The 13,451-nt window shown below is 66.8% G+C and carries 15 protein-coding genes; 7 read left to right on the top strand and 8 right to left on the bottom strand.

Going from position 1 to position 13,451, the window contains the following annotated elements; genetic code table 11:
* Positions 1–74 precede the first annotated feature (74 nt).
* From ABW137_RS34835 to ABW137_RS34825, 3 genes are all read left to right on the top strand, one after another.
* Positions 75–389, top strand: a complete 315-nt coding sequence (locus tag ABW137_RS34835; RefSeq protein ID WP_526407369.1) for a hypothetical protein — start codon at positions 75–77, stop codon at positions 387–389.
* A gap of 154 nt (positions 390–543) precedes the next feature.
* On the top strand, positions 544–945 hold the full coding sequence (locus tag ABW137_RS34830) for a heme-binding protein (protein WP_526407367.1): 402 nt from the start codon (positions 544–546) through the stop codon (positions 943–945).
* An 89-nt stretch (positions 946–1,034) separates the two neighbouring features.
* Positions 1,035–2,351 carry a serine hydrolase domain-containing protein gene (locus ABW137_RS34825; RefSeq protein WP_526407365.1) on the top strand — a complete coding sequence of 439 codons (1,317 nt, stop codon included), beginning with the start codon at positions 1,035–1,037 and terminating at the stop codon, positions 2,349–2,351.
* An 8-nt stretch (positions 2,352–2,359) separates the two neighbouring features.
* On the opposite strand, the gene ABW137_RS34820 is transcribed toward ABW137_RS34825, so the two are convergent.
* The 3 genes from ABW137_RS34820 to ABW137_RS34810 all read right to left on the bottom strand — a co-directional run bounded on the left by ABW137_RS34820 (position 2,360) and on the right by ABW137_RS34810 (position 4,278).
* Complete coding sequence (locus tag ABW137_RS34820) at positions 2,360–3,085, bottom strand: 2OG-Fe(II) oxygenase (protein ID WP_526407363.1); 726 nt, start codon at positions 3,083–3,085, stop codon at positions 2,360–2,362.
* Positions 3,086–3,277: 192 nt separating this feature from the next.
* Positions 3,278–3,541 (bottom strand): hypothetical protein, encoded by a 264-nt coding sequence (locus tag ABW137_RS34815; RefSeq protein ID WP_526407362.1) that lies wholly within the window; start codon positions 3,539–3,541, stop codon positions 3,278–3,280.
* Between the two features lie 44 nt (positions 3,542–3,585).
* Complete coding sequence (locus ABW137_RS34810) at positions 3,586–4,278, bottom strand: guanylate cyclase (RefSeq protein WP_526407360.1); 693 nt, start codon at positions 4,276–4,278, stop codon at positions 3,586–3,588.
* Between the two features lie 26 nt (positions 4,279–4,304).
* On the opposite strand from ABW137_RS34810, the gene ABW137_RS34805 reads away from it, so the two are divergent.
* Positions 4,305–4,466: a hypothetical protein gene (locus ABW137_RS34805; RefSeq protein ID WP_526407358.1), complete on the top strand. Its 162-nt coding sequence runs from the start codon at positions 4,305–4,307 to the stop codon at positions 4,464–4,466.
* Between the two features lie 253 nt (positions 4,467–4,719).
* Here the strand turns inward: ABW137_RS34805 and ABW137_RS34800 are convergent, their stop codons facing one another.
* Complete coding sequence (locus ABW137_RS34800; RefSeq protein WP_526407356.1) at positions 4,720–5,094, bottom strand: nuclear transport factor 2 family protein; 375 nt, start codon at positions 5,092–5,094, stop codon at positions 4,720–4,722.
* A complete protein-coding gene (locus ABW137_RS34795; protein ID WP_526407354.1) occupies positions 5,091–6,527 on the bottom strand; it encodes a purine-cytosine permease family protein in 1,437 nt (478 codons plus the stop codon). The genes ABW137_RS34800 and ABW137_RS34795 overlap by 4 nt, the downstream gene beginning before the upstream one ends.
* Before the next feature lie 92 nt (positions 6,528–6,619).
* On the opposite strand from ABW137_RS34795, the gene ABW137_RS34790 reads away from it, so the two are divergent.
* Positions 6,620–7,228 carry a TetR family transcriptional regulator C-terminal domain-containing protein gene (locus tag ABW137_RS34790; protein ID WP_526407352.1) on the top strand — a complete coding sequence of 203 codons (609 nt, stop codon included), beginning with the start codon at positions 6,620–6,622 and terminating at the stop codon, positions 7,226–7,228.
* Positions 7,229–7,272: 44 nt separating this feature from the next.
* On the opposite strand, the gene ABW137_RS34785 is transcribed toward ABW137_RS34790, so the two are convergent.
* The 3 genes from ABW137_RS34785 to ABW137_RS34775 form a co-directional block, all read right to left on the bottom strand.
* A complete protein-coding gene (locus tag ABW137_RS34785; protein WP_526407350.1) occupies positions 7,273–8,058 on the bottom strand; it encodes a hypothetical protein in 786 nt (261 codons plus the stop codon).
* Positions 8,059–8,149: 91 nt separating this feature from the next.
* On the bottom strand, positions 8,150–11,095 hold the full coding sequence (locus tag ABW137_RS34780) for an aminotransferase (protein WP_526407348.1): 2,946 nt from the start codon (positions 11,093–11,095) through the stop codon (positions 8,150–8,152).
* A gap of 124 nt (positions 11,096–11,219) precedes the next feature.
* Positions 11,220–12,083: an alpha/beta fold hydrolase gene (locus tag ABW137_RS34775; RefSeq protein ID WP_526407347.1), complete on the bottom strand. Its 864-nt coding sequence runs from the start codon at positions 12,081–12,083 to the stop codon at positions 11,220–11,222.
* Positions 12,084–12,220: 137 nt separating this feature from the next.
* Here ABW137_RS34775 and ABW137_RS34770 point away from each other — a divergent pair, with 137 nt between their 5' ends.
* Positions 12,221–12,694 carry a VOC family protein gene (locus ABW137_RS34770; protein WP_526407345.1) on the top strand — a complete coding sequence of 158 codons (474 nt, stop codon included), beginning with the start codon at positions 12,221–12,223 and terminating at the stop codon, positions 12,692–12,694.
* A gap of 23 nt (positions 12,695–12,717) precedes the next feature.
* Positions 12,718–13,451: alpha/beta fold hydrolase (locus ABW137_RS34765; RefSeq protein WP_526407343.1), on the top strand; the 734-nt coding region annotated here is incomplete at its 3' end.

Raw genomic sequence — 13,451 nt, 5'->3', positions numbered from 1 at the left:
CCCTTTACGACGTCGGCGCTCAGTAGCGACGCAGCATTCGTACGTTCACTTAGACGCACAGGCGTGCCCCGTCCGTGACCCTGGCGCGACAGCGACGCACGAAGCTCTTCGTCATGGGAGCGGTCGACGTGGTCTATCTGGTGGCGGCGTCGCTATGGATCGGCGTGGTGTTGGGCGCTTCGTGGATCGCACTTCGGTTCGCGATGACAGTCCGCTCTCGGCGGCGGCGGATCAATCGGCTGCTGGTGCTGATCGGACTCGGCAGGCGGGGCAGCGTGGGCAGGCGGGGCAGGCGCCAGCGAGGACGGCCCGGGTTCGCGTCACAGGCCGCCCGGATCCTGACGGATCTGACGGGAGCCGAACCGCGAAAGGCGCGTCGCCGTGCCTGACGGCGACGTGCCGGAGCGATGACGTGCCCGCACCGACGACGTGCCGGAACCGCTGGGCGACATCCGACCGCAACGACTTCGGCCAGGCCCATCGCGGGCTCGGTGTGTCGAGCACTAGACGGACGTCGGGATATCTTGTCGTCGTGAGGAATCGATGACTGTCGACCTGGCCGTAGCACAGCAGATGGTGGTCGCCGCCCACGCCGAAGCGGTGCGAAGGTCGATCCTGGTGTCCGCAGCGGTGGTGGACGACGGCGGGCACCTCATCGCGTTCGGCAGGATGGACGGCGCCGAGATCGCCGGTCCCGTGCTCGCCGTCGACAAGGCGTACACCGCCGTCGCGAATCGCGTCGCGACGTCCGAACTCGCCGCGCTCGCCGCACCCGGTGGTGAACTGTTCGGTCTGCATGCCAACGGTGGCGGCCGATTCGTCATCTTCGGTGGCGGCGTTCCCATCGTCGTGCAGGGCGCCGTCGTCGGGGGCGTCGGCGTCAGCGGCGCGAGCGTCGGCGATGACGAGGCGTGCGCGCTGGCCGCGCTCACAGCCCTGTACTGAGCCGTGGATCGAATTTGGCGCGAACGTCGATCTTGACCCCGGCGGGTGGTTAGAGTCCGGTTACCGAGCTGACCGGGGGGTTGTGGCCGATGGGAATACCTCAGAGCTGCATTCGGAGTGCGTGGCTTGCGGTGTGCGTGGTGCTGGCGGTCGCGAGCTGTTCGTCGACCACCGAGCCGGCTGCGTCGTCATCGGCTTCCGGCTCGTCGGCCCCTGCGACGACGGCCACGGCAGCTGCGGCGGCGTCGGCGCTGAAGACCATCGATCCCGAGGCCTTCCGGACCGTCGTCGCCGGATTGGCCAAGGACCTGATGGTTCCCGGCGCCATGGTCGAGTTGCGAACCCCGCAGGGCAGATTCGACGCGGCGGTCGGCACCACCGAACTCGGCGCGCAGATCCCGCCGGAACCCGGCACGCACTTCCGGATCGCATCCAACACGAAGACCATGACGGCAGCCCTCATCGTGTTGCTGGTCCAGGACGGCAAGCTGAAGTTCACCGATCCGGTGTCGACGTACGTCTCCGGCGTGCCGAACGGTGAGAACATCACCGTCGCGCAGCTGTTGAAGATGCGCACCGGTCTCTTCGGGTACACCGCCGACCCCCAGTTGTCCGCCGTGATGGATGCGACGCCCGCAAAGGCGTGGACGCCCCAGGAGGTGTTGGCCATCGCGTACCGGCATCCGCCCCAGTTCGCGCCCGATGCCGAATACGAGTACAGCAACACCAATTACGCGCTGCTCGGGGTGATCGCCGAGAAGGTCGGTGGCCGTCCGCTGGCTCAGCAGTTTCAAGACCGGTTGTTTGGCGTCGCGGGTCTGCGACAGACGTCGCTGCCCGCCATCGACGACACTTCGATTCCCAGTCCGTACTCGCACGGATACATGTATGGCGGAAGCTTCTATGCGCTCGCCGATGATCCATACCCCGCCGACATCCAATCCGCGGCCAAATCGGGCGCGTTGCAGCCCATCGACTACACCAATCAGAATTCGTCCTACGCGACGGCGGCGGGCGGGGCGATCTCCACGGCCGACGATCTGGCAACGTGGATCGAGGCGCTGGTCACCGGGAAGGTCTTCGACGCCGACTTCCATCAACAGTGGCTGACCAGCCTGCAGGCCGAGGATCCCGCCGCCCCCGAAGGGCAGAAGTACGGCTACGGAATCTCCTACCAACGGTTCGGTCCGAATGCGGCCATGTTCTACCACGGTGGCGAACTGCCGGGCTTCAACTCGTTCATGGGCTACGACCCGGACAACGACGTGACGTTGGTGATCTGGACGAACCTGACGTTGTCACCGGAGGGCAACACGACGGCGCAGGCGATGCTGGCACCGCTTCTCGACGAGATCTATGCCGGGCTGAACCTGGTCTCTGCGCCGACGCCGACGACCACCAAGTGAGGGGTCGCTCAGGCGGCGTCGTGGAACACCAGTCCCAGGGTGTAGCGGGCGCCTGATCGCACGACGGACACACCGTGGCGAACGGGCGCGGCCGACCAGCCGCGGGCCGACCGCACGGGACGCTCCCGCGTGGTGAAGGCGTAGCCCCGACCGAGTGGCACCGTCGTCGAAGTCCCGCGTGACTGTGCGCGGGGGCGCTGTTCGACGAGCAGGAACTCGCCTCCCGTGTGGTCGACGCCCGGCTCACTCAGGTTGACGACCACCTGCAGCGGAAAGATCAAGTCGCCGTATAGATCTCGGTGCAGCGCATTCCAGTCGCCAGCGCCGTACTTCAGCAGGATTGCGGTGGACTTCGACTGTCCGGCACGGTGGCACGCGTCGAGCCACTCGTCCAACGTGTCGGGCCACGGGGCGTCGCGGCCGAGCTTGGCCCACCAGTCCCGGGCGATGGGGAGCAGTCGGGGATACAGTGCCCGCTTGAGCTGATCGACCGGATCTGGGTACGGCCGATCGAAATAGCGGTACTCGCCTTGCCCGAACCGATGGCGGCCCATGTCGATGGTCGAACGGAACATGCCGTCGAGTGGGTATAGCTTGCGAATCCCGGCCGCCTCGTCCGGCGTCAGCAATTGCGGAAGTAGGGCGCCGCCAACGTCGTTCAGCTCATCGGTGACTGCGGCCCAGTTCGTGGTGTCGACGCGATCAGTCCATCGCGAGGAGGTGGAGGTCGTCATGGCTCCAGGCAACCCGGATGGGGCATCAGGTGCTGGCGGGTTTTCGACATTCGAGTCGGTGAAAATGAACGGCCCGCCGAGCTAGGGGATGAATTATCGGCGGGCCATCCTATGAATGAAAACGCCCGAGCCCGTCGTTTTATGCCGCGGAGTCCTACGGTCACCGCGTCCCACGGTCACCGCGTCCCACGGTCAGGGCAAGAGGTCCTTCACGAGCTTGTCCCGCTGCGAGTCGGGCGCGCAAGAGCCGACCACCGTATCGACCTTCCCCCGTACCTCGGTGTCCGACGAGTTCCTGGCGTTGCGGTCCTTCAGCACGGCTGCGACCTCGGCGCGCTTTCCGTCGCTGTCCATGGCATTGAACTGCGCGCAGGTAGCCGCTCCGGAACCACTGCCGCAACCGGCGATGGCGACGGCGCTCAGCCCGACGGCTACGGCCGCGACGAATCGGTGCATGACTTGACGGTAGTGCCGCCAACGGGCACCGCCGCACGCGCCTCTCAGAGAACGACGGCGATCTCGCCGCTCAGCCCGTAGCCGGGCGCCAGTGGCAGCGTGTCGCCGCTCCAGAACTTCCCAGGATCGAACCAGTTGGTGTCCTTGTCCGTGGCGAGTAGACCCATCTCCTGGTATGTGACGGCGACCGTCTCGGCGCAGTACGCCGTCTCAAGACCCGTCTTGAGTCGCTCGGCGCGCTTGGCGCGGGTGAGTTTGCGAACTCGGCTGTCGATCACCGGCAGGCCCCGGGTCCAATCGGTGACCGTGGGAATGCGACCGCGGAACCACCGTGCGGTGAGTCGCGCAGTCGTGGGGAACGCGGTGCCATCCATCCGGGCGATGACCTTCAGCAGTTGGTCTTCTTGCTCGCGGTTGGCGTACGGCGTCATCTGCCGCAGCCAGCACCGCTGGCCGTAAGTGAGCATCCAGCGCTCGACCGCCTGACGCAGATCGTTGAGCTGCACGCCGCGATGATGGCCGCCGCTCCACAGGCACTCCAGCTTGTCGCCAAGCTCGGCGTGCCAGATCAGCGGCGGTAGGTCGTCGATCGCCACGGTCATCCCGACGTGATTGACCGGTGCGTTCGTCATCGTCTGGATGGCGCGGTCCGGCCCAGAATCGCCGCGGAACAGCCAGATGTCACCCGTTCGAGTCTCGGCCAGCGCACGCTCAAGCGTCACCGTGTTCGCACTCACCATGGCAGCTTAGGCAGACTTGGGCCATGCGAGGCATATGGAAGTTGGTTGGGCTGGCCGGTGTCGCAGGCGTCGTGGCGGGTGGAGTGCTGGTGGCGCGCGACCAACGCAAGCGAAATGCCTACACCCCCGACGACATTCGGGCGAAGTTGCATCAGCGACTCGCCGAGTCGGGACCGGCTGATTGACCGTGCCTCACAGGAGCACGGTTTAAAGGGGTTGGGCCGCTTGGCGAGTTCGCGTTGCACGGCGACGCTGCACGACACGGCCCCGGCCGGTTGCGCAAAGGCGATCAGGTAGCCGTCGCCCCGACTCCTGACGATGTGCCCCGAGTGCTTCTTGACTCGCCGGCTGACCATTCCGTGGTGCCTGCCGATCAACCGGACCGAGGCGCGATCACCGATGCGCTCGTCGAGCTCCGTCGACTCCTCGATTTGGCGGTTACGCGAGTCCGGCCGTCACCGTTGCGAGGTCGAAGTAGTCCCGCCATGCAGCGATGCGGCCGTCGCGCACCTCGAAGACGCCCATCACCGGGAGGTCGATCCGTCGGCCATCCGTACGCCGCATCACGTCCGTGCGTTCGTTCATGACGATGTCGCCCTGGCTGAACTGCCGGTGCACGGTGAAATCGATGCCGTCGAACCCATCGAGCATCATCGGCAGGAGCTGCTTGATCGCAGCGAGTCCCTCGGCGGGTGGCATCGGGATGTTGTGGTAAACCGCATCTTCGGTGAAGTAGCTCAGGATCTTCTCGGGATCCGGGTTGGACCACAGGGCGCAGAACTCGGTCACCAGCTCGTCGGCGGATTGTGTCATGCCTTGATGAAACGGGTCGTCGCCAGGTAAAGCAACCCGGCGATCACGGCGGACCCGACGGTGCTCAGGTCGACACCGCCGGCGAGGTCGGCCAGTGGGCCGACGTACAGCGTCGTATTGGCGGCGAGCAGACCGAACGCGCCACCGATCGTCCATGCCAGGACGGCTCCAACGTGCCAGCCGCCGGTGAACCAGTACCTGCCGCCGCGGCGGCCATCGGCGAACGCCTGCAGATCGGTCGGATCGTAGGTCTTGGTGCGCAGCGCGCCGATGGCCAGGATTGCGATCCACGGTGTGATCACGGCGTTCAGGGCGATCGTCATCGCTGTGACGGATTCGACGGCGTCGAAGACGAATGCGCCGACGTACAGCAGGACGATGGCGGCGGCCGCGGTGATGACGGTGGTTTGGGTCCGTCGCAGGCGCGGGGTCAGACCCTCGAGGTCAAGGCCGCTGGCGTAGATGCACAGCACGCCTTGACTGAGCCCACCGAGTAGCGAGATCACGACGATCGGCACGACGAACCAGGCGGGGGAGGCGGTCACCAAATCGTCGAGATACGAGTCGGTCGGATCCGCGAACGACAGCGCGGTGAACGCGCCGAAGAGGCTGGGCAACAGCACGCCAACGAACATGCCGCACCCCAGCGCGACGCAGATCTTCTTGTTGCTGAACCGAATTGAGGAAACGCGTCGCGTGTAGTCGCCGATGGTCGGGCCGTAGGAGATGGGCGCCGCCGCGAAGAGAACGGCTGACAACGTCCACGTCGGCCAGAAGCCCCCGAGTGCGTACCCGTCGCCCTGGGCCGAAGTGTCCACGCTGCCTGCGAACGCGAGGAAGCCGAGGATCATCAGCGTGCCGACGACCGGCACCACGACCTTCTGCATCGCCACGATGGTCGCGTGGCCGTAGAGCGCCACCGCCACCATGAGCCCGGCGACGACGATGTAGGCCAGGCCGTGGACGACGTGGCTGTCGGATGTACCGATCAGGCGATGCGCGGCCGCGACGAGTGCGTCACCGCTCGTCCAGACCGTCACCGCCGCGAACGCCAGTGCGATCGCCAGGGCCAGGCCGGAGCCGATGAAGCGGCCGCGGATGCCAAAGAAGGCTCCGCTGGACACCGTCATGTTGGTGCCGGTGCGCGGCCCGATCGTGGCCGTCGGTAGGACGGCGAGCGTGCCGGCCGCCGTGCCGACGACCATCGACGCGACGGTCTGCCAGAAGGACAGCCCGAACACGATCGCGAAGGCGCCGAAGACGGCGTTGGTCCAGGTGAGGTTGGCGCCAAGGAACACCGCGCCCAGGTTGCGGGGGCGCGAGTCGCGGGCTTCTTCGGGGAGGTACTCCACGCCTGTGGCCTCGACGGCGCCGACGTGATCGGCGGCAGTCGGTGGGGCGGTGAGGTCTCGTGGCGGCGCAACGGCGGTCATGCGTTCTCGATCCGGGCTTGTTGACGGGTACTTCAATAGTGTTGATGTAGTGTTCAATAACAATCGGGATCCGTCAAGGGGAAGAAGGTGGCGTGACTGTCGAGATGCGGGACGCAAAGCGCAAGCTGCCAGCCGAACGCCACGGCGAGCTGTTGGCACGCGCCGTCGCGATCAGTCAGGAGGAGGGACTCGCGGCGGTGACGCTGCGCCGCGTCGCTACCGATCTCGGCGTCACTCCAGGGCTGGTCAGCCACTACTTCTCGTCAGCGGAACTGCTGATCGCCGCCGCCTTCCGGACCGCCGCCGTCGCCGACCTGGATGCCGCGCGGGCCCGGGTTGCGGCGACGGCGACGCCACGTGCCGGTGTCGAGGCGTTGATGGACTACGTGCTCGGCGAGGTCAGCGAGGAGGCCAGCGCGCTCTGGCTCGACGCGTGGAGCCTCGGGCGCCGAAATGCCACCCTCGCCGCCGAGGCGAAGACGCTGACCGACGACTGGTTGGCGTTCATCGCCGACCTCGTCCGCGCCGGAGTCGCGGCGGGGGAGTTCCGCGTCGCCGACGTCGCGGCGACCGCCAGGCGGCTATTGATCCTCATCGACGGGCTCGGCGCGCAAAAGGTGATTCGCGCAGGAGCGGGCGACGAGATCAGGCACATCGCCCACTCCTACGCATCCGCCGAGCTGGGGTCAGACGCCCGTTGACGAGCCAGGCCACACGATCAACGACACCGTGACGGCGGCGTGCGTCACGTGAGATGCGACTCAGCGCCTCCGAGGCGAGCGTCCATCGTTCGGAGAATCCGGGTGGCGAGCCGCTTGCGATCGACTGCGGTTTGGACTCGCTCGTCCTGTAACGCCCTTTCGACCACACTGCGCAGCTGATCGGATTCGCTCGCCCACCGTTCACTCGTCGACATCACGTCGATCAACGCGAGAGCATGGAACTGTTCGAATGCACTCATTGGACTCAGTGCACCGACGGACGCGACTCGGAGACTGGCAAGTTCGGGGCGGGCCTGCATGATCGCAATCGCGGTGAGTCGGTTGCCTTCCTGGCCGGTGTCGAACAGCCGTTCCACGGCCGCCGAATCGGGGACGTGCGGCGCGAGTCTGCGCGCATCGACCACGATGCGTTCGAGCTTCCTCGTCCGCTCATCCCCGGGCATGTGATTGCGCCGAATGGATTCGTATTCGCCTGCAACCGGGTTCGCCAGCGCCATAAGGCGTTCCGCATCGTTGCGTAGGGTTTGGGCCAACTCCGGCTGGCCACCTTGTTCGGCTTCCTCGGCTGCCTGGAGCTTCCCGATCACCGCTTCGGCCAACTGAACGCGAACCCCGCCCCCTTCGATGCTCTGAATCCGGTTCGCATACAGCCCGACAATGCTGACCGCGGCTCCCGTGGCCACCAGCGTTGCTGCGCCCGCCGAGTTGCTGGTGACGAATACGGCGACCGCACCCGTTGCCGTGAGCACGAGCCCAGCGAGGAAGGCGACGCACTGCACCCAGATGGGAATCAGGCTGCCGTTCTTCATCAGCCGCTCCTCTTCATCGACGTGGCTGACGGTTAGGCTAGACGTTCGGTAGTGCCTACGGGACCGGTTGAAGATCGCCGCCAGCGCGCGGCTACCAGCCCTCCGTCAACACCCGGTCCAAGGCAGCCACGTAGAAGTCCGCGCCCGCCACGTCGAGACACAGCGGCGGCTTGGTCTTGAGGATGTTCAGGTGATCGCCGGTGGGCTGGATCACCACGCCGAGCTCGAGCATGCGGTCGCAGATTGCCGCCGTCTCCTCGGTCGCGGGCTCCAAGGTGTCTGCATCACGAACCATTTCGACGCCGAGGTACAACCCGATGCCGTGCACGGTGCCGATGAGCGGATGCCTTTCCCGCAGCTTCGTCAGCGCAGACTTGAGATGACGACCCACCCTGACCGCGTTGCCCTGCAGGTCCTCGTCGGCCAGCACGTCCAGCACGGTGAGCCCGATCGCGCACGACAGGGGACTGCCGCCGGTCGACGAGAAGAAGTAACCCTGCCCGCTGAACGCCTCGGCAATCGCGCGGGTGGTGATGACGGCACCCATCGGGTAGCCGTTGCCGACCGACTTGGCGACTGACACGATGTCGGGGATTACCTGCTGCTGGTGAAAACCCCAGAACCACTGGCCGAGTCGGCCGTACCCCACCTGCACTTCGTCGGCGATCGCCAAACCGCCAGCTGCCCGCACGGCGGCGTACACCTGCTGCAGGTAACCGTCGGGCAATGCCATGCCGCCCGCATTGCCGTACACGGCCTCGCAGATGAACCCGGCGAGCGGGTGCCCCGCGGCAGTGAGCTCCTCGACCTTGGCCACGGCGTCGACGGCGTACCGGCCGACGTCCGCGCCGCGATAGGTCCCCCGAAAGCTGTTGGGCGACTCCACCGTATGCACCCAATCGGGTCGCGTCGTCAGCGCGTTCGGATTGTCGGCCGTCGACGTCGACACCGCATCGGTGGCGTACGTCCAGCCGTGATACGCCTCGCGCACCGCGAGTACGTCGCGCCTGCCGGTGACCGCCGTGGCCAGCCGAATGGCGAGATCACTTGCCTCCGAACCCGAATTCACCAGGAACACCGTGTCCAGCGGTTCCGGCAGCGTAGCCGCGAGCCGCTCGCTGAACTCGACGACCGCCTCGTAGTTGAATCGGGAGTTGGTGTTCAGCCTGCGCAGTTGCCTGGCCGCGGTCGCAGCCACCCTCGGGTGCGCATGCCCCAGCACCGTGACGTTGTTGACCATGTCGAGGTACACCCGGCCGGCGGTCGACATCAGGTAGTGGCGCTTGCCGCGCTCGATCTGGGGAGGGTCGGCGTAATAATGCTCCTGCACGCGGGCGAAACTGTCGTCGCGGCGGGCCAACAGGTCAGTCACCGCGTCGTCCTCCACCGCGGCCAACCCGAGCAGTGGCCGCGGATCACGCTGCAGCGCCAGCCATCCCGGGGCGAGCTCGGCCGTCGTGAACGCGGGTGCCACGGGGCCGTCGACAGGTCGGATGCTCACCGTGGTCCACTGCCCGGCAGGAAGGGTCACCAGCACGTCACCGACGTCGACGCGATCGGTCGCCTCGCCAGACACGCCCAAGGTCAGCTCGAATTCGGCACCCCGCAAGGTCACCTCGCGATCACCGCGCACGACGACGCCCGGCCATGGCGCGATCACCGCGGTAGTCCGCGCAGGCCACAGCGACACACCGGTCGCAACCACTTCGGGGGAGTCTTGGCTCAGCAGCGGTGCGCGGGTCAGGTCGGGCGCACCGAACCGGGTCGCGACCAGCGCGGCACCTTCCTCGACCGCCGTTCGCGCCAATAGATCCCGGTAGTCGGGCGTGAACGCAGAGACACCTTCGTCGAACAGGTCGAACACGTCGGAGGTGGTCGACAGGTCGAGCGTGGTGACCGACGTCGGGACCAGATCGGCGACCATCGACTCACCCGACACCTGCGCGGGACTGACCGAGAATCCCAGTGCGTGCCGAATGACGCCGGTCATCACGTCGAGGGGCACGGAGATCGCCTGCTCGAACATCCGCTCCTCGGCGCCCGCCTGCTCGGTCAGGTACGGGTTGTCGGGATCGAGCTCGGCCTGCTGAGCGCCACTGACCAACAGTACCGCGGTGCGAAGCACCAGCAGCGGCCAGAGCGCGTCGACCTCCGCGGGAGTTAGCGGCCGGATGGCGTGAAAGGCCTTGATGCCGGGCAAGATCGACGTTGCCGTCGAGCCGGGGTGCCCGAGCACCGACGACAGGGTGATCGCCAACTCGGACACGGCCCAGGTGTCCGAGAGATCGCCGAAGTCGATGATGCCGTCCGGGAGTGAGGGGTTCGTCGGCGACGCGACCACGTTGGCGTCGGTCAGATCGAGATGCACGGCCTGACGGGGTAGCTGGTCGGCCAGCGGTGAGATGCGCGACCACGCGTCCGCCGCGGCCACCGCGATGCAATCCCGGTGCCCCGGGTCATCGATGTGTGCAACGAGCGTCTGCACGACGTCGTTACCGAAGCGCAGATCCCATTGCAGCGCCCGGTCCAGGCCCGGATGCTGAAAGTCCTTCAGCGCTCTGCTGATTCGGGCCGCCACCTCACCCATGCCTGCAACCACCCCGGGCGCCAGGTAGCCGGTGGTGACGAGCGTGCCGCCCGGCAGGAACCGCAGCAGCCTCACGTACGCGGTGCCATCCAGGAGACCCGTTACCGCCGTGGACACTTCGCCGGTGACATTGGGCAGCGGCACGGCGACCCGCAGGGTCGGCTCAGCGGTGGCGATCACCTCGGCCGCGGCATCCTGCGCCGCCAGCTCGACGGCCGTGAACGCCGGATTGGCGATCTTCAGCACGCCGAGCGGGTCGGTGTCGGTGTCGAGATCGGGATCGGTGCTGAACACCAGGAAGTTCTTGTCCTGGTTGCTGCCAAGGGATTCCGGCCGGGCGTTGAGCCCGTAATGCACCGCCAACAACTCGCGTGCCTGTGCCTCGCTGACCTGAGGCGCCGGAAGCTCCGGTTGTTCGAGAAAGTTGAAACCCGCCACGGTCGCGCTCATCGGGGTGGTCTGCTCTTCGCGCAAGCGCTCATCGGGGCCGTCTGCTCTTCGCGCAAGCGCTCATCGGGGTTCTCTGCTCTTCGCGCAAGCGCTCATCGGGGCCGTCTGCTCTTCGCGCAAGCGCTCATCGGGCCACGAAGGAGACGACCGCATCCGTGAACGCATCATTGTCGTCACCCGCAGCGGTGTGTCCGGCCTGGGGCAACTCGACGAACTCGGCGCGCGGCACCGTCTCGAGGAAGTGCGCGACACCTTCGGCGCTCACGACGTCTGACAACTTGCCCCGGATCAGCAGGATCGGGATCTCGAGGTTGACCGCGGCCTGCTCCAGTTTGTCGATTCTGGCGAAGGGATCGTCGTCCGGCTTGGTGAGGAACGCCGGGTCCCAGTGCCAGTACCAGCGGCCGTCGCGCAGCCGGAGATTCTTCTTCAGCCCGTCCGGATTGCGCGGGCGAGGGCGGTGCGGCAGGTATTCGGCGACCGCGTCGGCCGCCTGCTCCAAGGAGTCGAAGCCATGGACGTGACTGAACATGAAGTCACGGATGCGCGCACTGCCGTCCTTCTCGAACCGCGGCACGACGTCGACGAGCACCAGCTTGGTCACCAACTCCGGGCCCGCCTCGTGAGCCGCGAGGATGCCCGTCAGCCCACCCATGCTCGCGCCGATGAGGACGACCGGGCGACCGATCTGGTAGAGCACCTGCAGGGTGTCCTCGCACAAGGACTCCACCGAGTAATTGGCGGTGGGGGACCGGTCGCTGTCGCCGTGACCTCGGCTGTCGAGCGCAACGACGTGAAGGCCGCCGTCGGCCAGGATCTGCCCGGTGTTCTTCCAAGAGAACCGATTCTGGCCGCCGCCGTGCAGCATCAGGATCGTCGGATTCGCAGCGGCGGCCTCGGCGTCGCGATTCCACTCGTCGCCGATCAGGGTCAGGTTGTCGACGCCGCGAAACTCAACGGTGTTCGATGCGCTGTGTGCGATGCCCACGCTGTTCCTCTCGCCGACCTGGGTCTGACGTTACCCAGGTCGGCGAGGCCAACGGACGTGACCCCCGCGGTGGCGATGAGTTTCCCCACGGCGGCCGGTCTGCACGGCTGAACACACCCGGACAGGAGGCTCCCGCCATGCCGTCGATCACCCCGTCGCTCTGGTTCGACCACGACCTCGAAGAGGCCGCCGCGTTCTACACGTCGATCTTTCCGAACTCGTCGATCGGTCGATTCGACCGCTACAACGAGGCGGGCCCCGGCACGCCGGGCGAGGTGGTCTCTGGGACGTTCGTCCTCGACGGCCAACGATTCCTCGGCATCAACGGTGGCCCCCAGTTTCCCTTCTCCGAGGCGGTGTCCTTCGTCATCGGCTGCACCGATCAGGACGAGATCGACTACTACTGGAACCGGCTGGTCGACGGCGGCGAGGAATCGCAGTGCGGTTGGTGCAAGGACCGATTCGGGTTGAGCTGGCAGATCGTGCCGGAGCGCCTCACCGCGATGCTCACCGACTCGAACCCGGCGCGAGCCACGGCCGCGACGAGGGCGATGCTCGGCATGCGCAAGATCGTGATCGCCGACCTCGAGGATGCCGTGCGCGATCTGTAGCCGTTGTTGTACGTTGCAACGCGATGGGTGAGCAACAGCCGGAGTGGATCGACGTCGCCACCTCCGACGTCCGCCTGCGAGCCTTGTCCTGGGGTGCGCGAGATGCACCGATTGCGCTGTGCCTGCACGGGTTTCCCGACACCGCTCACGGGTGGCGAAAGGTCGCACCGCTGCTCGTCGACGCGGGGTGGCGGGTCGTCGCACCGTTCCTGCGGGGGTACGCGCCGTCGTCACTCTCCACGGACGGTAGTTACCACGTCGGCGCCCTGATGGACGACGCGCTGAGGGTGCTCGACGCCGCCGGGCCCACCGGCCGGGACATTCTCGTCGGGCACGACTGGGGTGCCATCGCCGGCGCCGGTCTCGCGGCGATGGCCGATGGCCCGTTCAGCAAGGCCGTCATCATGTCCGTGCCGCCGTCGGCGGCATTCCGCCCCTTGGGGGAAGTCGACCACGTCGGGCAGTTGGCCGCCAGGCTGCCCATGCAGATAGCGCGTAGTTGGTATATCACGTACTTCCAATTGCCCTGGCTCCCAGAGCGTTCCGCGTCCTGGCTGGTGCCGCGGCTGTGGCGGAGGTGGTCACCGGGCTACGACGCTTCCGACGAGGTCGCGCTCGTTCTCGACGCGATCGGACGACGGCAGAACTGGCGCGCAGCGCTCGGCTACTACCGCGCGCTGGTGAGGAACAGCAAGCCGCCGACCCGCTACGCGGCGCTGCACCGACACTGGCTCGCGCCGCTCACCCTGCCGACGCT

It is taken from the genome of Mycobacterium sp. (assembly GCF_040509115.1).
Taxonomy (GTDB): Bacteria; Actinomycetota; Actinomycetes; order Mycobacteriales; family Mycobacteriaceae; genus Mycobacterium.
The sequence above is the reverse complement of the archived record's forward strand: the minus strand, read 5'-3'. Positions and strand labels throughout refer to the sequence as shown.

What these genes read in the sequence shown, in the direction of transcription:
- ABW137_RS34830 (WP_526407367.1), top strand. Translation starts at nt 544, where the DNA reads ATGACTGTCGACCTGGCCGTAGCACAGCAGATGGTGGTCGCCGCCCAC.
- ABW137_RS34825 (WP_526407365.1), top strand. Translation starts at nt 1,035, where the DNA reads ATGGGAATACCTCAGAGCTGCATTCGGAGTGCGTGGCTTGCGGTGTGC.
- ABW137_RS34820 (WP_526407363.1), bottom strand. Translation starts at nt 3,085, where the DNA reads ATGACGACCTCCACCTCCTCGCGATGGACTGATCGCGTCGACACCACG.
- ABW137_RS34815 (WP_526407362.1), bottom strand. Translation starts at nt 3,541, where the DNA reads ATGCACCGATTCGTCGCGGCCGTAGCCGTCGGGCTGAGCGCCGTCGCC.
- ABW137_RS34805 (WP_526407358.1), top strand. Translation starts at nt 4,305, where the DNA reads ATGCGAGGCATATGGAAGTTGGTTGGGCTGGCCGGTGTCGCAGGCGTC.
- ABW137_RS34800 (WP_526407356.1), bottom strand. Translation starts at nt 5,094, where the DNA reads ATGACACAATCCGCCGACGAGCTGGTGACCGAGTTCTGCGCCCTGTGG.
- ABW137_RS34795 (WP_526407354.1), bottom strand. Translation starts at nt 6,527, where the DNA reads ATGACCGCCGTTGCGCCGCCACGAGACCTCACCGCCCCACCGACTGCC.
- ABW137_RS34785 (WP_526407350.1), bottom strand. Translation starts at nt 8,058, where the DNA reads ATGAAGAACGGCAGCCTGATTCCCATCTGGGTGCAGTGCGTCGCCTTC.
- ABW137_RS34780 (WP_526407348.1), bottom strand. Translation starts at nt 11,095, where the DNA reads ATGAGCGCGACCGTGGCGGGTTTCAACTTTCTCGAACAACCGGAGCTT.
- ABW137_RS34770 (WP_526407345.1), top strand. Translation starts at nt 12,221, where the DNA reads ATGCCGTCGATCACCCCGTCGCTCTGGTTCGACCACGACCTCGAAGAG.